The sequence below is a fragment of the Streptosporangium sp. G12 genome (assembly GCF_052983175.1).
Genome location: NZ_JBRIQO010000024.1, coordinates 144,924 through 166,008 on the forward strand (window position 1 = coordinate 144,924; position 21,085 = coordinate 166,008).

A 21,085-nucleotide genomic window follows, 5' to 3' on the forward strand; every position below is an offset into this window, starting at 1 on the left:
GGCCCCGGGCGAGCTCACCCCGGCCATGCACCGGCCTCGACCCGTCGCACACCGACATTTGCCACTACCTGTGGCTGCCGTCGCCGGTCGCCGGGGAACGGTCACCGTATGGCTGCCGAACCAGAGGTACGGGTGCGCCGGGTCTACGAGGAGCCGGAGCCCCGGGACGGCGCCCGGGTGCTGGTCGACCGGATCTGGCCGCGCGGGCTGTCCAAGGAGAAGGCGCACCTGGAGGAGTGGTGCAAGGCGGTGGCGCCCTCGACCGAGCTGCGCACGTGGTACGGCCACGATCCGGCCCGGTTCGAGGAGTTCGGCCGCCGCTACCGGGCCGAACTCGAGGATCCCGAGCGGGCCGCCGCGCTGGAGCACCTGCGGGAGCTGGCGAGGAGCCGGACGGTGACGCTCCTGACCGCGACCAGGCAGGCCGACATCAGCGAGGCCGTGGTCCTCGCCGACCTGCTGCGAAGATGAGTGATGTCGTGGTCCTCACCGGCCTGCGGAGGTGAGGGCGGCCGCGGTCCTCGACGGCCCCGCCGTCGTTCTCGTCCCGGTCGGGCCCGGCACATGGGCGGGGGCGGGGCCGGTCGTCCGGCAGGGCGGGCGCGGGGCGTCGCCGGGTGTCGAATACGGTGAGCAGGTGTCGGTCAGCGACCGGCGGCCCGCAGACGGCCGCCGGGTCGAGCGAGAGCAAGGAACGCAGTGAAGCTTCTTCATTCCGGGAAGGTCCGCGACGTCTACGAGGATCGCGGGGACATCGTCCTCGTGGCGTCCGACCGGGTGTCGGTGTACGACGTGATCCTGCCCACCCCGATCCCCGACAAGGGGAAGATCCTCACGCGGCTGTCGCTGTGGTGGTTCGAGCAGCTCGCCGACATCGTGCCCAACCACGTGATCTCGGCGACCGACGTGCCCGCCGAGTTCGAGGGGCGTGCGGTGCGGTGCCGGAGGCTGGAGATGGTGCAGGTCGAGTGCATCGCGCGCGGTTACCTGACCGGCAGCGGGCTGAAGGAGTACCGGGCGCACGGGTCGGTCTCGGGCGTGCCGCTGCCGCCCGGACTGGTCGACGGCTCCAAACTCCCCGAGCCGATCTTCACCCCGAGCACCAAGGCGCCGCTCGGGCAGCACGACGAGCCCATCTCCTTCGAGGACGTCGTCTCCCGGGAGGGCGCGGAGGCCGCCGAGGAGTTCAGGCGGATCACGCTGGAGGTCTACCGGCGCGGCTCCGAGCTCGCCGCGGAGCGGGGCGTCATCATCGCCGACACCAAGATCGAGCTGGGCCGGGCCGCCGACGGCACGCTCGTGCTCGGCGACGAGGTGCTGACCTCCGACTCCTCCCGCTTCTGGCCCGCCGACCAGTGGGAGCCCGGCCGCCCGCAGTTCTCCTTCGACAAGCAGTACGTGCGCGACTGGGCCACCGGCACGGGCTGGGACAAGCGGGAACCCGCCCCGGAGGTGCCCGCCGAGATCGTGGAGGTCACCCGGGCGCGCTACATCGAGGCGTACGAGCGCATCACCGGCAAGACCTGGTGAGTTCCCAAGGCTCGTAGCCCGCCCGGCGAGGATGCCCGCCGACGAGGAGGTCCGCCGACGGGGGCCGGCTCTCGGGTCCCGCCAGGCCGGGAGAGCCGGAGCCCTGGAACCCGGGACCCGGGGATCGGGCCCGCGGGCCAGAGGGTCAGAGGGTCAGAGGGAGAGCCTCCGCTCGACCGCGGCGCCCACGATGGTCGGGCCCGCCGGAGCCGCGTCGGTGGGCGTCCCGAAGTCGGCCACGACGCAGGTGATGTTGTCGGGGCCGCCTCCCCGGTTGGCCAGGTCGATGAGCCAGCGGGCGGCCTCGTCGGGGTCGGAGATCTCGGTCAGCGTGTTGAACAGGGTCTCGGGACCGACCACGGCGGTCAGGCCGTCGGAGCAGAGCAGGTAGCGGTCCTCGGGATAGGCCTCGCGCAGCGACAGGTCCAGCTCGCCGTCACCGGTGCCTTCGAGGACCCGCAGCACCATCGACCGGCGCGGGTGCTCGGCGGCCTGCTCCGGGGTGATCCGCCCCTCGTCCACCAATGACTGGACCAGGGTGTGGTCGTGGGTGATCTGGTAAAGGGCGCCGTCACGCAACATGTAGGCCCGGGAGTCCCCGACGTGGGCCAGGGCGAAGGTGGCGCCGTCCCAGAGCATGGCGGTCAAGGTGGTGCCCATGCCGCGCAGCGTGGGGTCCTGCTCGCTCATGTCGCGCAGCGTGTGGTTCACGTCCCTGGCGGCGCCCTTGAGCGCGGCGAGCAGGTCGACACCGCCGGCGGGCAGAGTGTCGTCCAGCTTCGCCATGGCGGTGACGGCAAGTGAGCTGGCGACCTCTCCACCCGCATGACCACCCATGCCGTCGGCTATGGCAAGCAGGCGGGCGCTCGCGTAGCCCGAGTCCTCGTTCGCCTCACGGCGGACACCCACGTCCGAGCGGGCCGCGTAGCGCAGTGCAAGTGGTTGGTTCAGTGCCATGAGGGCAGTAAATCATTGGTTGAAGCACTTCACAAGCAAAGTCGTTGTAGACCGTTGCGGCACAGTCAACTACTGTGGCCCACCATGGAGGAGAGCCAGGAGATCACCGTGAACGCGGGCGACATCGCCCGGCTCGCCGGGGTCGGCAGGGCAGCGGTGAGCAACTGGCGCCGCCGCCATGAGGACTTTCCCCAGCCGGTGGGCGGCACCGCCTCCAGCCCGCTGTTCTCCCTGCCCGAGATCGCCGTGTGGTTGCGCGCGAACGGCAAGTCCTTCGAGGTCTCGCTCGGCGACCTGGTCTGGCAGCGGATGCGCACCTCGGTCGACGATCTCAGGCTGGGCGAGCTGGTGGCCAAGGTCGGCGCGTTCCTGCTGTTCCTGCGCCGCGAGCCCACCGCCTGGCGTGATCATGGCACGAAGTCTCTCACCCGCGTGGCCGAGGTGACGACGGATCTCCCCGGCTCCGCCGATCTCCGCCTGGACGACCTGGCCCTCGTCCGGCTGGTCGCCGAGCTGGCCGCCGAGCGCGGCCCCCTGGAGGTCTTCGAGTTCCTGTTCGGGCGCTACGCCGAGGCCCACTCCCGCCAGCTCCCGGTCACCAGGGACGACGTGGCCGCGCTCATGGTCCGGCTGGCGGCCGGGAACGGGGGCGTCGTCCTCGATCCCGCGTGCGGCGTCGGGACACTGCTGCTGGGCGCGGACTCCCTGGCCGGTCGGGGCGGCGCCTCGGCGGGCGGGGGGACGAGCGTCCGGGCGGGACGCGGGGCCGTCCTGATGGGGCAGGAGATCAACGAGACGAACGCGCTGCTCACCGCCGTACGCCTGCTGCTGCGCGGGGCCGAGGCGCGGATCGTCGCCGGTGACTCCCTGCGCGAGGACCGCCTGGCCGGTGAGCCCGCCGACGCCGTGGTCTGCGACCCGCCGTTCAACGAGCGGGTCTGGGGACACGAGGAGCTCGCCGGCGACCCGCGCTGGGAGTACGGGTTGCCGCCGCGCGGGGAGTCGGAGCTGGCCTGGGTGCAGCACTGCCTGGCCCGGGTGAGGCCGGGCGGCCTGGTGGCGATCCTGATGCCCACCGCCGCCGCCAGCCGCCGTCCCGGCAAGCGGATCCGCGGCAACCTGCTCAGGACGGGGGCGCTGCGGGCCGTGGTGACGCTGGCGCCCGGCGGCCCCGACCTGTGGATGCTCCGCAGGCCCGACGGCGGGCGTCCGCCGTCGCAGCTGCTGGTGGTGGACGCCGCCGAGGACCTGTCGATCGTGGAGCCCGCCTGGCGCGCGTACGTGGAGGACCCGGAGGCCGAGCTGTCCGGGGAGAGCCGGACGGTGCGCATCATCGACCTGCTCGACGACGAGGTCGACCTCGCCCCGTCCAGGCACCGCCCCCAGCACGGCGGCCTCGACTTCCTGCGCGACTTCACCGACGCCCTGACCAGGTTCAAGGAGACCTCGGCCCTGCTGCCGGACGCCACTCCCGCCCTCCAGCCGCTCGCCGAGCGGCAGGACCTGCCGACCACCACGGTCGGCGAGCTGGCCAAGGCCGGGCTGATCACGATCCTGCAGGCGCCGGCGAGGATGTCCGCGGACGAGGGCCCGCTTCCGGTGCTGACCGCCGACGACACCGCGGCGGGCGTGCCGCCCTCGGGCCGCACCACCCTCGACCCGGCCCTGGTCATGATCAGGCCGGGCGACGTGGTGACCACCGCGCTGGGCGCGGTCAGGGTGATCACCCACAGTGGCGCGGCGCTCGGCCCGCAGCTCACGCTCTACCGGGTCGACCCGCAGCGGCTCGACTCCGGATTCCTGGCCGGGTTCCTGCGCTCGGCCGACGCGGCGAGGATCCATCCCAGTTCCAGCCGCCTCGACGTGCGACGGGCGCGGGTGCCCATGCTGCCCCTGTCCGACCAGCGGATGTACGGTACGGTCTTCCGCGAGCTGTTCGACCTGGAGGACAGACTGCGCGAAACGCGGACGCTGGGGGAAACGCTGCTCCGGCTAGGCTTTGACGGACTGGTCGACGGCCATCTCCGGCCGTGCGACCAAGGGGCGTGACGCCCGCAGGTCCAGGGGAGGGTCGATGGTCATCGGCGACCGATACGTGCTCGACGACCTTCCCCTCGGCCAGGGGGGCATGGGGGCCGTCTACGGCGGCCACGACAAGCATCTCGACCGCAGGGTGGCCGTCAAGTTCCTGAAGTTCCTCACCGGCCCCGACGAGGAGCTGAAGCGGCGTTTCCTGCGCGAGGCCCGCATCCTGGCCAGGCTGGAACACCCCGGCGCTCCGGTCCTGTACGACTTCGGCACCTTCGACCAGCGGCTGTTCCAGGTGATGCAGTTCATCGAGGGCGTCACCGTGGCCGACGTGGTCAGCGAGCACGGCCCGCTCCCGGTGCCGTGGGCGGCGGCGATCGCCGCGCAGGCCTGCGCGGTGCTGACGGCCGCCCACGCGCTGTCCATCTACCATCGCGATCTGAAGCCGACCAACCTGATGCTCTGCCCCGACGGGAGCGTGAAGGTCCTCGACTTCGGCCTGGCCGTGCTCCGCGAGTCCGGTTCGACCCAGTTCACCCGGGTGGGCCAGATCCTCGGCACCCCGTCGTACATGGCGCCCGAGCAGATCCAGCGCGGCCTGTCCGGCCCCCGCAGCGACCTCTACGCCCTCGGGTGTGTGATCCACGAGATGCTGACGGGCCGCCAGCTGTTTACCGGCCCCACCGAATACGCCGTGTTCGAGCGCCAGGTGAAGGAACGCCCGCCGGAGGTGCCCGGCGTCCCGGACGAGCTGAACCGCCTCGTCGCCGACCTGCTGGAGAAGGATCCCGACAACCGTCCCTCGGGCGCCGACGTCCTCTACGAGCGGCTGCAGCCCTTCGCGGTGGACCTGCCGATGCTTCCCGGCTTCCTGCACCCGTCGTCGGTGCCGAGCCCGGGACGGATGTACGCGCGGATGGTCGGCCGGGTCCTGGGCTGACGGGTTCGCGGCCCCTGTGGCACCGCCGGGCGGGCCGGGAACAGGTCCTCGCCCGCGTTTTCCCGCCGAGGGCGCCGAGCGGCGGCCGGCGTTCCCGTGGTGCTCTGTTCCAACGTCTCAAGCTCCCTTTACCGGCATTTTCGGTACGTAATGCAGTTCGTTCAGGCCGCTGCCGGGGTCGTAGGTGCAGTAGTAGTCGCGCCAGGGGTATCTGGCGTGCGCGCTGACCTCTTCGTACAGGCAGAGGTAACAGTTGCTGAAGCTTGTGACGTACACGCTGCCAGGGCGGACGGAGGTCGGGAAGTCGCAGTTGCCCACCGTGATCGACGTCGATTCCCGCATGGCGTCGTCACCGGTCACGGCCGCGCACCCTGACGCGCCCAGCACGCCCAGGCCGAACCACAGCGTGACACTCGTACCGGCGAGCGCGATCGCCCGAGCGGAATTTCCCTTCTTCACGAACATCCCTTTCTTGACGCGATCTTGATGATTCCGACCGCATGGTCGCGGTGTCCGCGGAGCCGCGCGGAAACCATGTTCCGGCCGGTCGGCACCCTGATCGGAGGCGGTGACCGCCTCCGTGGTCTCGCGGCCGGGGGCGGTTGGGCAGCGGGCGAAGGGGTAAGGGCCGAGCAGTGAACCGAGGCCGGACGACCAGATCCCACCTGCGACGACCCCGATGACCTCGACCAGGCCGGTCTCGCGAGCATCGAACTCGATCGGCGGCGGCGGGGCGTTCGCCGCGGCGGCGCCGGCGCGCACGACAGACTCGATGAGAATGAGGTGGCACAGGTCAGGCCTGACGGCTTTTTGGCTGGTCATCGGGCCGCTCATACCGTCTGGACCAATCTTTCATCAGATTTCGCCATAAGTCCAAGGCTTGTTCTGACGTCATCGATGCCCTCCGGACATCGGCGAACGCGATCAGGGCGGGGGTGGTGCTCGAATGGATCTTGATCTCCGCAAGCTTCGCTACTTCATCGCGGTGGCGGAACGGCTGCATTTCGGCCGGGCGGCCGAAGCACTGCACATCACACAACCCGCGCTCTCCCGGCAGATCAGACAACTAGAACATGACGTGGGCGCCGACCTCTTCGTCCGTACCAGCCGGGAGGTCACCCTCACTCCCGCGGGCGAGCAGCTCCTGCACGACGCGGGGCGGCTGCTCGCCGCCAGCCGCGCGGCCCGGGACAGGGCGCGCCGCGCCGGCGAGGACGGGCGCCACCTGACCGTCGGGTTCATGCTCGGCATAGACACCGCCCCGGCCCTGCGGTGCTTCACCGAGCGCCACCCCGACGTGATCATCCACCTCAAACGCCTGCACATGAAGAACCGCAGCGAGGCTCTGCTCGACGGCCGCGTCGATGTCGGCTTCGTCCGGCTTCCCTTGGTCTCCGAGGGACTGAGCACGATGTTCCTGTACACCGAGCCGTTCACCGTCGTGCTGCCCGCCGACCACCCTCTGGCGGGCAAGACCTCGCTGAGCATCGACGACGTCGCCGACGAGCCCGTCCTGCACTACGCCGACGCCGACCCGGCGTGGAACGCCTTCTGGAGAATCGACCCACGCCCCGACGGGACCCGGCCCCGCTCCGGGCCCGCCGTGCACGACATCGAGGAGATCGTGGAGTACGTCCGGGCGGGGCGCGGTGTGGTGTTCCTCCCTCCCGCGATCATCTCCTTGTTCCCGCGGCCCCACGTCACCTACGTTCCGGTCGCCGACGCCCCGCTGGGCACGGTCGTGCTGGCCTGGGACAGCACCCGGCGCTCCCCCCTGATCGCCGCCCTGGCCGAGGCCATCCTGGAGGCCGGTCCCCCCGGGCGGTGAGCCGGAGGTCGTTCACCGGCCGGTTCCGGCGATCGGGGAGAATACGGCCCGTGGAAGGTCGATGGGTCGAGGTGGCGGACCGGGTGCTCGTGCGGCGGTACGCCGAGCTGGACCTGTCGGTGGGGCTGGTCATGGGCGACGGCGGCTGCCTGGTGGTCGACACGCGGGGGGACGAGCGGCAGGGGGCGGAGCTGCTCGCGGAGGTGAGACGGATCACCCGCGACCCGTGGACGGTGGCGATCACCCACTCGCACTTCGACCACAGCTTCGGCACCCGGCCGTTCCTCGGCCGCCCCGTCTGGGCACACGAGAGCTGCCGCGCCGACCTGGTCGAGAACGGCGGCCGGGCCAGGGACGAGTGGGCACGGTACTACCGGGATCTGGGACGCCCGGACATCGCCGGCGACATCGCGAGGACCGAGATCGTGCCGCCGGACCACCTCGTGACCGACCGGGCCCGGCTGGTCGTCGGGGGCCGCCCGGTCGTCCTGGCCCACCTCGGCCGCGGTCACTCCGGCAACGACATGGTCGTCCACGTGCCGGACGCCGGGGTGATCTTCGCCGGGGACCTCGTGGAGAACGGCGCGCCGCCCGCCTACGAGGACGCCTACCCCCTCGAATGGCCCGCCACGGTCGCCGGGCTGCTCGACCTGCTCGACGGGGGTCCCGGCCCCGGTGGCGCGGTCGTCGTTCCCGGTCACGGCGACCCGGCCGGCCGCGCGTTCGTCGTCGCCCAGCACGCGGAGATCTCCGCTCTGGCCCGTCTCTGCGAGCGGGTGAGCGCGGGTCTCCTGTCCCCCGCCGACGCCGTACGCCGGTCGCCGTACCCCGAGGAGACGACCAGGATCGCCCTCGGCCGCGCGGGTCGCCCCTGACGGCGGCCGGGTCGCGTCGGCCGCGGAAGAGCACGCGGGCGGGGCGGGCCCGGCGCGGTGCCGGGCCGGTGTCCGGCGGTCCCCTCAGGAGCGGGTGAGGTCGGTCAGGTAGGCGGTGAGGGCGTTCAGATCCTGGAGGAACCAGGTGTCACCGCCAAAGTCGATCATGATGTCCAGCTCCGCCTCGATGGCGTCGACCAGGCGGATCGTGGCGATGGAGGTGATCCCCATGGCGACGAACGAGCTGTCGGAATCGAGGATCTCCTGGGCGGAGGGTTCCCCGTCACACGCCGTGGACAGCGCTCCGGCCAGCCACGTCCGGAGGGAGTCCCCGGAAGGGGGGACGCCCGTCCCCGTCGTTCCCCCGGCCCGCTCGGCCGGCGCGGTCTGCCCGGCGGGCTCCACCGGTTCGACCGGACCCGCCGGACCGGCGACGTCTGGGTGACTCATTCGATACCTCCAGTGGGAAACCCGGGTTCCGGTCCCGGGAGGGTGCCGGGTTCTCCCCCGGCCCGCCGGTCGTCACGGGGAAGGGGTGAGCGTGTTCAGGAACCGTCCGTGCCGAGCATCCGGGCGACCTCCTCGTCCGTCAGCGCGGACAGCTCCTCCATCAGGATCCGCTCCACCACGACCGCGAGATCGGCCACCGTGCGGTTCCTGAAGAGCTCGCGGACGGGAACGTCGATCCCGGCGGCCGTGCGCAGGCGGGAACCGACCCGCACGACGAGCAGGGAGTGACCGCCCAGCGCGAAGAAGTCGTCGAGCGCGCCGACCTTGCCGACACCCAGCACCTCCTGCCAGACGCCCGCCACGAGGATCTCCGCGTCGTTCCTCGGCTCCACGAAGGGCCGGTCCTCGTCGAGGTCGAAGCCGGGCGCGGGCAGCGCGCGACGGTCGATCTTCCCTCCGGTGGTCACCGGCAGCTCGTCCAGGGTCACCCAGACGTCGGGAACCATGTACGGCGGGAGCGCCGCGGCGAGGTCGCGCCGGAGCTCCGCCGGGTCGGCGGGGCCCGCGACGTAGGCGACCAGCCTGTCCTCGCGGGCGGTCACCGCCGCCTGCCGCACGCCGGGGTGGGCGAGGAGACGTCCCTCGATCTCGGCGGGCTCGATCCTGAACCCGCGGACCTTCATCTGGTCGTCGACGCGGCCCAGGAACTCCAGCAGGCCGTCCGCGCGCCACCGGACCAGATCTCCGGTGCGGTAGAGCCGCCCCAGCTCCGGGTCGTCGAGGAAACGCCCGGCGGTCAGGTCCGGACGGCCGAGGTATCCCCTGGCGAGTCCCGCGCCGCCGAGGAGCAGTTCCCCCGGGGCGCCGGGCGGCGCGCGGTGCGGAAGCTCGGACGGCGTGCGGCGCGGAGGCGCTCCGGAGGCGCCGGGCGGTACACGGGGGTCGCGGGGGTCGACGACGACCGCCCGGGTGCCGCCGATCGGCCGCCCGATCGGAGGGCGTCCCTCGGTGTCGGCGGAGCCGAGATCGGCCGCGGTGGCGATGATCGTGGCCTCGGTGGGCCCGTAGGTGTTGACCAGCCGCACCCGGTCGCCGAACCGCTCCCGCCAGCGGGCCACGGCTCCGGCGTGCACCTGCTCGCCACCGAGGATGACCAGCCGCAGCCGTTCCGGCCAGGCCACGTCGTCGATCTGGTCGACCAGCCGGTGCCAGTAGGCGGTCGGCAGGTCCAGCACGGTCACCTCGCGCCCCCGGGGTCCGGCGAGGACCTCGGGAAGGGTGACCGCGCCGCCCGGCAGGAGTTCGAGGGCCGCTCCCGAGGCCAGCGCGGGGTAGATCTCCTCGGCGTGCGCGTCGAAGCCGAGCGCGGCGAACTGGACCACCCGGTCTCCCGGCCCCAGCCCGTACGCCTCCCTCATCCAGGCCACCCGGTCGGCCAGGGCCCGGTGCTCCACCACCACGCCCTTGGGCTGCCCGGTGGACCCCGAGGTGTAGATGACGTACGCGGCGTCGTCCCCGTCGACGCGATGCGCGGTCTCCTCGGGCCTCTCGTGCTCCAGATCGTCCAGGACCAGCACCGGGACGTCCCCCGGCGGCGGGCCGCCGAGGCGGCGGGCCGTCACCAGGAGGGCGGCTCCGCTGCCGGACAGGAGCGTCCCCACCCGTTCCTCCGGGAGTTCGGGGTCGACGGGCAGGTAGGCGCCACCGGCACGCCACACGGCGAGCATCGCCGCGACGACGTCGATCGACCGGTCCGCCACGACCGCGACGACCGTCTCCCGTACGACACCGCGGCGCCGGAGCAGCGCGGCCAGCGCGGCGACGCGGCGCTCCAGGCCCGCGTAGGTCAGCGTCTCGTCGCCGCAGCCCACCGCCGTCGCGTCCGCGTGCAGGACGGTCGCCTCCCGGACGAGGTCCGGCACGAGAGGACCGGGGAGGAGGGCCGTCGCCTCCTCGTGGACGCGCAGCCGGGCGTCGTCCTCGTCGGTGCGCAGCGGCAGCGCGGAGAGGGCCCGGCGGGGGTCGGCGGCGATCGCGCGGCACAGGACGCCGAACCGGCCCGCGAGGCGGGCGGCGGTCTCGGCCTCGAACAGCTCGGCGTCGTAGCCGAGCACCAGGAAGAGCCCGTCGTCGTCCCGCCACATCTCCAGCATGAGGTCGAACTTGGCCTGCCGGTATCCGGCGTCGAAGAACTCCAGGTCCAGGTCGGCGAGGGAGTCCCTGGTGCCGTCGTCCTGGCTGTGCAGGATGGCCATGGTCCGGAAGAGCGGCGTACGGCTCAGGCCGCGCTCCACCTCCAGCTCCGTCGCGAGCCTCTCGAACGGCACCTCCTGGTGCGCCATCGCCTCCAGCACGATCTTCCGCGTACGGCCCACGAGGTCGGTGAAGGAGGGGTCTCCCGACAGGTCACCCCGCAGGACCAGGGTGCTGGCGAGATAGCCGACGACCGGCTCCAGCTCGACGCGGTCCCTCCCCGCGTAGGAGGAGCCGACCATGATGTCGTCCTGGCCGGTGTGGCGGGCCAGCAGCACCTGGTACGCGGCGAGCAGCACCATGAAGAGGGTCGCCCCGCACTCCTGGGCCACCTCCTCCAGCCGCGCGGCGAGATCGGCGGGCAGGCGGAAGGAGTGGAACCCCCCGGTGTGGGAGGAGATCGGCGGGCGGGGGTGGTCGAGCGGCAGCTCCAGCACGGGAAGGTCGGCGAGCCGCTCGCGCCAGTAGCCGAACGCCGCCCCGTCGTCGCGGCTCCGCTGCCAGAACGCGATGTCCCCGTACGTCACCGGCGGCTCGGCGAGACCGGGTTCCGTCCCGTTCCGGTGCGCGGCGTACAGGGCGGCCAGGTCGTCGGCCAGGACGTTGAGCGACCAGCCGTCGCCCGCGATGTGGTGGAGGACGAGGCAGAGCACGTGGTCGTGCTCGGCCAGGCGCAGCAGGCTGACCCGGAACGGGGGCGGTCCCGTGAGGTCGAAGGGGGCGTTGGTCCGCTCCGCGACCAGCCGCCGCGCCTCCCGCTCCCTCTCCGCGAGTTCCCCGCCGCTCTCTCCTGCGGTCTCTCCTCCGGCGGTTCCGGGGCCGGCCCCTCCCGCGAGCCGCTCTCCCCCCGCCGGTTCCCCGCCGGAGAGGTCGATGTGCTCGATCAGCGGACCGGTCGCGGGGTCGGTGATCGCGACCGGCCCGCCGTCCACCTCCGGGTAGCGGGTGCGCAGGGTCTCGTGCCGCGCCGCCAGGTCCCGGAGAGCGTGTTCCAGCGCGGCGGTGTCGAGATCGCCGCGCAGGCGCCAGACGTTGAACATGTTGTACGCCGCGTCGTCCGGATCGAGCCGGTGCAGGAGCCAGAGCCGCTCCTGCGCGGGCGAGAGCGCGAGCGGCGCGCCCTCGGGGCGCGGACGCAACGGGACGGCACGACCGTCGTGGTCGTCCGCGGGGCCGGACACGGCGCTGCCGACGACCTCGGCGAACCCGGCGACCGTCGGCCGGCCGAACAGCTCCCTGACGGGAACCTCCACGTCGAGCAGCGCCGCGATCCGCGCGGTGACCTTGACCGCGAGCAGCGAGTGCCCGCCCAGGCCGAAGAAGTCGTCGTCGGCGCCGAGCCGGTCGGCGGCCACGCCCAGCACCTCGGCGAAGATCCCGGCCACCCGCCGTTCCAGGGGGGTCTCCGGCGGGCGGCCGTGCCCGGCGGACGGCCTGCCGGGCGCGGGGAGCGCCTTGCGGTCGACCTTGCCGTTCGGGGTGAGGGGCAGCGCGGGCAGCGGCACCACGACCGCGGGCACCATGATCGCGGGCAGCGACCGCGCGACGTGCTCCCGGAGCCTCGCGAGGTCCACCTCACCGGTGACCTCGACGCCTCCGGCCGCGGCTCCGGTTCCCGCTCCGGTTCCGGCCTGGGCTCCTGCTCCGGCTTCTGCGGCACGGTCCTCTCCGGCGGCGGGTGGGACCCCGACCACGTACGCCACCAGGGTGTCGTCGACGATCGCGGCGACCGCGCGGGAGACCTCGGGGTGGGTCTCCAGGACGGCCTCGATCTCGCCCAGCTCGATACGGTGGCCTCGCAGTTTCACCTGGCCGTCGGCCCGGCCGAGGAACTCCAGCCGCCCGTCCGCCAGCCATCTCACCCGGTCGCCGGTCCGGTACAGACGCGACCCCGGCGGGCCGAACGGGTCGGGCAGGAAGCGCTCCGCGGTCAGGCCCGGCCGCTTCAGGTAGCCCCGCGCCAGCCCCGTCCCCGCGATGAACAGCTCGCCGACCACCCCGAGGGGCACCGGGTCGAGCCTGTCGTCGAGCACGTGGACACGGGTGTTGGCCAGCGGCCTGCCGATCGCCACCGTCCCGGGCTCGGCGGGCACCGGCTCGTAGGTGGACCAGATCGTCGTCTCGGTGGGCCCGTACACGTTCCACATCGCTCGCACGCGCCCTCGCAGCGCGCGGGCGAGGGCGGGCGGCAGCGCCTCGCCCCCGGTCAGGGCGGTCACCCTCGGCCCGTCGAATCCCGCGTCGAGGAGCGCCCGCCAGCCCGACGGCGTGGCCTGGACGTGCGTCACGCCGTGCGCGGCGGCGAGCCTCACCAGCGCGAGCGCGTCCGACGCCTCCGCGCCTCCCGCGACGACCACCCGGCCGCCGGTGACCAGCGGGAGGAAGAACTCCAGCACGGAGATGTCGAACGACAGGGAGGTGAGCGCCAGCCAGACGTGACCGGGACCGGCGCCGAGCAGGTCCCGCATGGCCAGCAGCAGGTTGACCACGGCGCGGTGCTCGATCGCGACCCCCTTGGGGCGGCCCGTCGAGCCCGACGTGTAGATCACGTACGCGAGGTCGTCCGGCGTCGCGAGCGGCACGGGGGGCGTGCCGGGCTCACCGGCGAACACCAGGGGGTCCTCGATGAACAGGACCCGGGCTGTACTCCCGCCGCTCCCGCCGCTCCAGGCGTCCTCGGGAAGCCGTCCGCGCACGCGCTCCTCGGTGAGGAGCAGTTCCGCGCCCGAGTCGCGCAGCACGAAGGCGAGGCGCTCGGCGGGGTAGTCCGGGTCGAGGGGCAGGTAGGCGCCGCCCGCCCTCATCACGGCCAGCAGCGCGACCAGCGTCTCCAGCGAGCGGGTGGCGCACACGGCCACGACGGCGCCGGGCCGCACGCCCTCGCGCCGCAGCCGGTTGGCCAGCCGGTTGACGCTCGTCTCCAGTTCCGCGTACGTCAGGCTCCGCCCGCCGCACGTGGCCGCGACCGTCCCGGGCTCACCCGCGACCAGGTCGTGGAGGGTGGCCTCCGGGCGCGGGGCGGCGGTGTCGTTCCACACGGTGAGGGCCAGTTCGCGTTCGGCCTCCGGGGGGAGACCGAGCTCCGACAGCCGCGTGCCGGGGTCCTCGACGGCCCTGCGCAGCATGGCCGCGACGTGCGCCGCCATCCGCTCGGCCGTGGCGTGGTCGAACAGGGCGGTGCTGTAGACGAGGGAGAGTTCGAGGTCGCCGTCCCGCCGCCCGAACTCCAGCGACAGGTCGAACTTCGCCGACCGTGCGTCGCCCAGGTCGACCGCCTCCGCGGTGACGCCGGGCAGGGTGAGGGCGGTGCCCTGATAGTCGTGCAGGACGAGCTGGGCCTGGAAGAGGGGCGTGCGGCTGAGGTCCCTGGGGACGTTCAGCTCGCTCACCAGCCGGTCGAAGGGCAGGGCCGCGTTGGTGTACGCCTGCAGGGCCGCGCGGCGGACCCTGACGAGCAGTTCCCCGAAGGTCGGGTCGCCCGACAGGTCCCCGCGGATCACCAGCGTGTTGAGGAAGAGCCCGATGAGCGGCTCCAGCTCGTCCCTGTCCCGTCCGGCGATCGGCGTGCCGACGCAGATGTCCTCCTGGCCGGAGCGGCGCGACAGCAGGACCAGGTACACGGCGAGCAGCACCATGAACGGCGTGGTGCGGGTGCGCCGGGCGAGCCCGTCGACGGCGTCGGCCAGCTCGGCGGGGAGCAGGAGCAGGGCGCAGCCGCCCTCGGAGGTCCTGACCGGGGGACGCGGCCGGTCCGTCGGGAGCTCCAGCGTCGGCGGGTCGGCCAGCCTCCGCCGCCAGTGGCCGAGTTGCTCGTCCGCCAGGTCGTCCGGACGCTCGCGCTGCCACAGCGCGAAGTCCGCGTACTGGATCGGCAGCGGCTCCCACAACGGCCGTTCACCGGCCAGGAACGCTCCGTAAAGCGTGGCCAGCTCGCGCGCGAACACGCCGATCGACCAGCCGTCCACGGCGATGTGGTGGAACACGACGTAGATCGCGTGCTCCCGCTCGGACAGGCGCAACAGGCCCGCCCGGAGCGGCGGCTCGCCCGCCAGGTCGAACCGCCGCTCGATCTGCTCCCGGACGAGCCGCGTGGTCCGCGCCTCACGTTCCGTCTCGGGAAGATCCGACAGGTCCAGCAATTTCAGGTACGGCCGGTCGCCGGCCGGGTGTGGCTCGTCGACGACCTGGACGGGAGCGCCGTCCCTGCTCGGGAAGCGGGTCCGCAGGATCTCGTGCCTCGCCACGATCTCGGCGAGCGCCCGCTCCAGGGCGTCCGGGTCGAGCGGTCCCCGGAGCCGTTCGGCGATGAAGACGTTGTGGGCGCCGCCGCCTCCGGCCCCTTCCAGCCGGTCGAGGAACCACATGCGCTCCTGGCCGTACGAGAGCGGCAGCTCGCGGATGCCATCGGGCCGGGGTGTGATCCCGTCCCGCGCGAGCATGTCCATCCCTAGACCTCCCGCCGGAGAGGCGCGGGAACCGTTCTCATGACGGCCTCCCTGCTGGCAGATCGCGAGCCCGAAAGGAGATCCCTCATAATCACGACAAAAGACTGTCAGATAAAAACATAAATCCGCAAGGAGCAGACATTCAGCGCCGGATATCGGTGCCGCCTTCGGCGAAGGCGCTGACTTCGCTCCGGACCGTCCGCGCCGCCGCCGGGCGTACCGCTGACATCATGTCGCCTGACACTAGTTGCCGGTGCCCACGCCGTGAAGGCGGGGGCGGGAGGTTGACCGCGCCGCCGCCGGGAGTGTCTGATCATTGTGGGCGAGCGGCTTCACGGGCGGGTCGCGCGGCTCGCGGAATCGCGCCGGACCCGGTCCGGGCGTTCACCCACGACGTTCTCTCCCTCCGCTCGCCGTTGCGTCCGGGTCATTGTCGGCGTCCGGCCTCGGGAGAGGTTTCCGATATTCGAAGGCGGGGGCTTTGCTGATCGGACCCGGCCGGTCTCCGGACGCGAGGGTGGTGCGCGACGGGCCGCTCACCTGGGCCCAGCACGAGTGGATCCAGTGGATCCCCACCGACACGGACACCTCCTACGAGGACAACATCTGCGCCGCCGTACCGGGGCGGAACCTGCCCGTCGGCCAGGTCGTCGCGGCGGTACGCGACGTCCTCGCCCGGCACGAGGGACTGCGGTCGCTGGTCCGCCGCGCGGGCCGCGAGGACAGCCTCCAGTACGTCTGCCCGGTCGACGACCGGCTGGACGACGTGATCCAGGTGATGGATGACGAGGCGTCCTTCAGGCGGCGGTTCGACACCCCGTGGCGGCGCACCTGCTTCAGGATCGGCGAGCAGTGGCCCGTCAGGGCCGTCCTGGACGCGGCGGGCGGGCGCGTGCGCCGGATCGACCTCATCGTCGACCACGTCGCGATCGACCCGTGGGGGATGCGGGTCCTCTGCGACGACCTGAGGCACGCCCTCCACACGCGTGCCACGGGCCGCGCGTCGTTCCCCGGCCCCGCCGCCGAGCAGCCGATCGACGTCGCCCTGTCCGAGAACTCCCCCGCCGGGCGGGCCTACCAGCGGCGGGCCCTGGGCTACTGGGAGCGGCGGCTGGGCGAGATCGGCAAGGCGCTCGACGGCCACGTGCCCTTCGCGCCCTCGCGAGCCCCCCTCGGGCGACCCGGCGACGCACGGCCCGGCGCGTCACAGCCCGGCGAGTCCGGTCAGGGAGAGTTCCGCTCCTGCTGGCTGACGTCCCGCCGCGCGGGGTCGGCGGCCGGCGCCATAGCGCGGGCGACGGGCGTCTCCCCCTCCGCCGCCTTCCTCCTCGCCTTCGGCGCCGCCGTCTGCGCGGTGGAACGGTCGTCGCGGGCCGGGATCTTCGCGATCTCGGCGAACCGCTTCTCCGCCGGGGCGGGGCGGTCGGTGCGCAAGGCCACCATGACGATGCCCGTGCTCCTGCCCGCCGTGTGCCCCGACTCGCCGGGGGCCGCGTACCGCAGGGCGCTGGCGGACTGCGCCGCCCAGCAGCTGTCCGGCCACCGGTTCGCCAACGCCGACCCGTACGCCACGGAGCGGATGTGCGAGGAGATCCTCGGCGGCCTGTACAAGACCGGGGTGGCCTATCCCCGGTTCAGCTACATGGACGAGGGGGTCGCGGACGACCTCAACACGCTGTGGCCGGCGGGTGACGACGGGTTCCCCGGCGACGCGGACGACCGGGTCGTCACCTTCTCACCGCCCCGCCCGCTGGGCGCCCGCTACATGATGACCGTCCTGCACCGCCCCGCGGGCGCCGTGTTCAGCCTCCAGTGGAGTGACGCGACCGGCTGGGGGGCGACCGCGGAGGACATGCTCCTGTACGTCGAGGACCTGATGGTCTGGGCCGCGTCGGAGTGCGCGGGGAGCCCTCCGGCGCTCGGCGGCGCGGGACCGGCGACCTGAGGCGAGACGGCCACCGCGGACACGGCGGTGACACGATCGCCGCGGACACGGCGGACACGGCGGTGACACGATCGCCGCGGACACGGCGGACACGGCGGTGACACGACGAGACATCGGGAGGCTCTCACATGGACGCTCAACGTGATGAACGAGGTCGCGGAGGGCCGGCGGTCTCCGGCGGCGCCGTCGTCCCGCGGGACCGGCACCTCGACTGGGACGGCTGCCACAACGTCCGCGACCTGGGCGGCATGCGCACCGCCGACGGACGCGAGACGCGCTGGGGCGCCCTCATCCGTTCCGACGCCCCCGAGCGCCTCAGCCCCGCCGGATGGCGGGCGCTCGCGGACCACGGCGTCCGCACGGTCGTCGACCTGCGCAACGACGGCGACTGGCGGGGCGAGGCGGGGCGCCGTCCCTCCGGCCTGACCACCGTGCGCGTGCCGCTGGACGACCAGGGGGACACCGAGTTCTGGTCCGGGCTCACCGGCCTGTACGGCACTCCCCTGTACTACCGGCCCTTCCTGGAGCGGAAGGCGGAGCGGTGCGTCGCCGCCATATCGGCGATCGCCCGCGCCGAGCCCGGCGGGGTCGTCGTGCACTGCATGGCGGGCCGCGACCGCACCGGGCTCGTCACCCTGCTGATGCTCGCCCTCGCGGGCGTGCCGGCCGCCGACATCGCCGCCGACTACGAGCTGAGCGCGGAACGGCTGCGCCCCCTCTTCGCCAAGCTCGGCGAGGCCGACGAGGGTCCCGGGATCCAGGCGGCGCTCGCCCGCGCGAACACCACGGCCCGCGAGGTCATCGTGGCCACGGTGGAGTCGCTCGACGTCGAGTCCTACCTGCGCGGCGCCGGGCTCGGCGAGGCCGACCTGGCCGCCGCCCGCGCCCGGCTCGTCGGCCCCGCCACCTGAGCGTCGGCGTACACCTCCGTCAGCCTGCCGACCGCCCGGTCCCAGCCGAACCGGGACGCGTGGGCGAGCGCGCCGGCGCCGAGTGCCCGCAGCAGCCGGGGCGCGGCCACGAGGTCGCCGAGCACCCGGGCGTACGCGGCCGGGTCGTGCCCGTCCACGAGCACGCCGGAGATCCCGTCCCGCACCGCGGTGCGGAGGCCGCCGACGGCCGCGGCGACCACGGGGGTGCCGCACGCCTGGGCCTCGACGGCCACCAGGCCGAACGTCTCGGCGTGGGAGGGCACCACGACGGCGGTCGCCGCCCGGTACCAGTCGGCGAGCCGGCGCTGCGGGCAGGGCGGCTCCAGCCGTACCTGGCCGGTGATGCCGAGGGTGGCGGCGAGCTTGCCCAGGTGGTCGGGGCGGCCCCAACCGGCTCCGCTGGGCCCGCCCACGACCGCCACGACGAGGCGCCCGGCGAGGCCGGGGTCGCGCCGGATCATCATGGCCGCGGCGTGCAGCAGGACGTCCGGCGCCTTGAGCGGCTGCACCCTCCCGGCGAACAGCAGCACGACGGCGTCCGGAGGGAGGCCGAGCGCGCGCCGGGCCTCGGCCCGCGAGCCGGGGCGGAACAGGGACAGGTCGACGCCGGGATTGACGGTCCGCACCCTGGCCGGGTCGGCCCCGTACAGAGTGACCAGCTGGTCGGCCTCCTGCACGGTGTTGGCGACGAGCCGGTCGGCGGCGGCCACCACCTCCGTCTCCCCCGCGATGCGCCCGGCGGGCTCGGGCTCGTCGCCCGCCGCGAGCGACGCGTTCTTGACCGCGCCGAGCGAGTGCATGGACTGCACGAGGGGAACACCCCAGCGCGCCTTGGCGATCGCCCCCACCCGTCCGGCCAGCCAGTGGTGGGCGTGCACGAGGTCGTACCCGCCGTCCGGCCCCCTGGCGGCCCCCGCGCGCAGCATCTCGGCGGTGAACGGGCCGAGGGTGTCCGGCAGGTCGTTCTTGTCGAGTTCCCTGGGCGGTCCCGCGGCCAGGTGCCTGACCAGCACGCCGGGGAAGAGCTCGGCCAGCGGCGGCGCGCCGGGCGCGCCGGCGCGCGTGAAGATGTCCACCTCGACGCCCAGCGCCGCCATCCGCCGGGCGACCTCGACGATGTAGACGTTGAGTCCCCCCGCGTCGCCCCCGCCCGGCTGGGCGAACGGGGAAGTAAGGACGCTGACGGTCGCGATCCTCCGGGGAAGGGGAAGGCGTCGCGGCACGGGCATTCACCTCCGCTCGAGCATTCGCCCGGGGCGCGTCGTTCTTCGCTCCCGCGGCTGGGAATCTCCGGTGACCGGGACCCGGCACCGGCGCCGGGTTCCCGGGCGGCGCGGCGCGAGCCGTCCCGCCTCCCGGGCGACCGCGCCGTCGGGGATCTCGGCGGAGGCGTGGAGAAGCCGGGCGAGGTACGGCTGCCGCACGCGGCGCCCCCGCCGTTCTCCCGGGACGGAATCCTGAAAGTCGTGCCCGGCCGTCGCGGGATCACGGGAGGCCGGGGGTGGTCGTCGCGATTCGGCGGGACGCGCCGGTCGCGAACTGTGAATGATCAGACACTCTCGCCCGCGGCGTCGTCAACCTGTTGACGGGGGCGTCACGGCGCAGGGCATTGGCAACAACCGGCCACCCCGATGGTGCCGGCGCTCTGGTGTGCGGTTACGTCCGCGGTCCCCGGGAGAGGCCCGGCGACGACCGCCGCGGCCCGCCGGTCCCTCACGGCAGCCAAGAAAGCGATCCAGACAGTTCTTCACAACTATCTAGCAATGCTGTGCAATTTTCTGGCACACTCTGGCAAGAATAGCCGCAAGGGGGATAAGGCTTGTGGGTGGACTATCTGACCAATTACGTGCCCTGGACGAGGACACCGCCTCCGTCTACTTCAGGGCGCTTCACAGGGGCCATATCGGTACGGCCCGCGACGTCGCCGAAGAGCTCGACCTCGACCCCCGCACCGTCGAGGACGCGATAGAACGGCTGACCCGCCTGCACCTGCTCCGGCCGGAGCCGGGACATCTGACCAACCTCGTACCGGTGAACCCGGAGATCGCCGCCGCGTCGCTGATATCGCCGATGGAAACGGAGATCCACCATCGTCGCGACCTGATCACCGGCATCCGTACGCGGATGCACTCCCTGATGCACGGATACGACGAGGTGCAGCGCACCAGGAAACCGGCGAACCCGGTGGAGGCGCTGCCCGACGGCGCGGCCGTGCGCGGATCGCTGCACCTGGCGGCGGAGGCGTGCGAACGCGAGATGCTGAGCGTCGAGCCGAACACGCCCTCCTGGGCCGACCTCGACGACACGCTGACGCGCAACCTCGCCATGCTGGAGCGGGGGGTGCGGATGCGGATGCTCTACCAGCACAGCGCCCGCGCCGACCTGCCCACCAGGGGACACATCAAGAAGCTCGTCGCGGCCGGTGCCAGCGTGCGCACCACGCCCCAGCTGCCGAACCATCTCGTGATCTTCGATGGGGAGATCGCCTTCATGTCCCGGCCGGGCGAGGCGGGTGCGGCGCCGGGGGCGGTCGCCGCACGCGACCTGTCCGTCGTCGGGTTCCTGTCGGAGGTCTTCGAGCACCTGTGGAACTCCGCGACCCCCTACTCCGCCTCCGACCTGGGCTACCAGGGCGCGACGGACGAGATACAGCACGCCATCGTCACCCTGCTGGCCCAGGGGTTCACCGACGAGGCCGTCGCCCGCAGGCTGGGAATGTCCGTGCGCACCTGCCGCCGTCACATCGGCGCGCTGCTGCAGAACCTGAGCGCGGTGAGCCGGTTCCAGGCCGGGATCCGGGCCGCCGCGAGCGGGTACGTCGACGCGCGGTGACCCCCGTGGAAGGCCCGGTGGCGGGAACCCTGCGCAGCGATCACCACGGAAACAGAGAGGGCGGAACGGA

At 73.0% G+C, this 21,085-nt stretch carries 14 protein-coding genes; 9 read left to right on the forward strand and 5 right to left on the reverse strand.

Going from position 1 to position 21,085, the window contains the following annotated elements; translation table 11 throughout:
* Positions 1-108 precede the first annotated feature (108 nt).
* Together ACVCAG_RS33060 and ACVCAG_RS33065 are read left to right on the forward strand one after the other, a co-directional pair.
* A complete protein-coding gene (locus ACVCAG_RS33060) occupies positions 109-471 on the forward strand; it encodes a DUF488 domain-containing protein (RefSeq protein WP_440087178.1) in 363 nt (120 codons plus the stop codon).
* Between the two features lie 228 nt (positions 472-699).
* The gene (locus ACVCAG_RS33065; RefSeq protein WP_440087177.1) at positions 700-1,530 is read left to right on the forward strand and encodes a phosphoribosylaminoimidazolesuccinocarboxamide synthase; all 831 of its coding nucleotides are present in this window, start codon (positions 700-702) and stop codon (positions 1,528-1,530) included.
* 153 nt (positions 1,531-1,683) lie between these two features.
* Here the strand turns inward: ACVCAG_RS33065 and ACVCAG_RS33070 are convergent, their stop codons facing one another.
* A complete protein-coding gene (locus tag ACVCAG_RS33070; RefSeq protein ID WP_362679730.1) occupies positions 1,684-2,487 on the reverse strand; it encodes a PP2C family protein-serine/threonine phosphatase in 804 nt (267 codons plus the stop codon).
* A gap of 84 nt (positions 2,488-2,571) precedes the next feature.
* Here ACVCAG_RS33070 and ACVCAG_RS33075 point away from each other — a divergent pair, with 84 nt between their 5' ends.
* Together ACVCAG_RS33075 and ACVCAG_RS33080 are read left to right on the forward strand one after the other, a co-directional pair.
* Positions 2,572-4,536 (forward strand): N-6 DNA methylase, encoded by a 1,965-nt coding sequence (locus ACVCAG_RS33075; RefSeq protein ID WP_440087176.1) that lies wholly within the window; start codon positions 2,572-2,574, stop codon positions 4,534-4,536.
* 25 nt (positions 4,537-4,561) lie between these two features.
* Entirely contained in the window at positions 4,562-5,455 is an 894-nt protein-coding gene (locus tag ACVCAG_RS33080) for a serine/threonine-protein kinase (RefSeq protein WP_362849110.1), read from the forward strand.
* Between the two features lie 117 nt (positions 5,456-5,572).
* Here ACVCAG_RS33080 and ACVCAG_RS33085 read toward each other — a convergent pair whose 3' ends face one another.
* On the reverse strand, positions 5,573-6,277 hold the full coding sequence (locus ACVCAG_RS33085) for a hypothetical protein (protein WP_447191052.1): 705 nt from the start codon (positions 6,275-6,277) through the stop codon (positions 5,573-5,575).
* A gap of 124 nt (positions 6,278-6,401) precedes the next feature.
* Between ACVCAG_RS33085 and ACVCAG_RS33090 the strand changes: the two genes are divergently transcribed.
* Entirely contained in the window at positions 6,402-7,283 is an 882-nt protein-coding gene (locus ACVCAG_RS33090; RefSeq protein WP_440087172.1) for a LysR substrate-binding domain-containing protein, read from the forward strand.
* A gap of 50 nt (positions 7,284-7,333) precedes the next feature.
* A complete protein-coding gene (locus ACVCAG_RS33095) occupies positions 7,334-8,158 on the forward strand; it encodes an MBL fold metallo-hydrolase (RefSeq protein WP_440087171.1) in 825 nt (274 codons plus the stop codon).
* A gap of 84 nt (positions 8,159-8,242) precedes the next feature.
* Here the strand turns inward: ACVCAG_RS33095 and ACVCAG_RS33100 are convergent, their stop codons facing one another.
* Both ACVCAG_RS33100 and ACVCAG_RS33105 read right to left on the reverse strand, forming a co-directional pair.
* A complete protein-coding gene (locus ACVCAG_RS33100; RefSeq protein WP_447191053.1) occupies positions 8,243-8,608 on the reverse strand; it encodes a phosphopantetheine-binding protein in 366 nt (121 codons plus the stop codon).
* Positions 8,609-8,703: 95 nt separating this feature from the next.
* Entirely contained in the window at positions 8,704-15,306 is a 6,603-nt protein-coding gene (locus ACVCAG_RS33105; RefSeq protein WP_447191054.1) for an amino acid adenylation domain-containing protein, read from the reverse strand.
* A 481-nt stretch (positions 15,307-15,787) separates the two neighbouring features.
* Between ACVCAG_RS33105 and ACVCAG_RS33110 the strand changes: the two genes are divergently transcribed.
* The gene (locus ACVCAG_RS33110; RefSeq protein ID WP_447191055.1) at positions 15,788-17,251 is read left to right on the forward strand and encodes a hypothetical protein; all 1,464 of its coding nucleotides are present in this window, start codon (positions 15,788-15,790) and stop codon (positions 17,249-17,251) included.
* 128 nt (positions 17,252-17,379) lie between these two features.
* Entirely contained in the window at positions 17,380-18,162 is a 783-nt protein-coding gene (locus ACVCAG_RS33115) for a tyrosine-protein phosphatase (protein ID WP_447191056.1), read from the forward strand.
* On the opposite strand, the gene mshA is transcribed toward ACVCAG_RS33115, so the two are convergent.
* Positions 18,087-19,412: a D-inositol-3-phosphate glycosyltransferase gene (gene mshA, locus ACVCAG_RS33120; protein WP_447191057.1), complete on the reverse strand. Its 1,326-nt coding sequence runs from the start codon at positions 19,410-19,412 to the stop codon at positions 18,087-18,089. The genes ACVCAG_RS33115 and mshA overlap by 76 nt on opposite strands.
* Before the next feature lie 592 nt (positions 19,413-20,004).
* Here mshA and ACVCAG_RS33125 point away from each other — a divergent pair.
* On the forward strand, positions 20,005-21,015 hold the full coding sequence (locus ACVCAG_RS33125; RefSeq protein ID WP_447191058.1) for a hypothetical protein: 1,011 nt from the start codon (positions 20,005-20,007) through the stop codon (positions 21,013-21,015).
* The last annotated feature ends 70 nt before the right edge of the window (positions 21,016-21,085 follow it).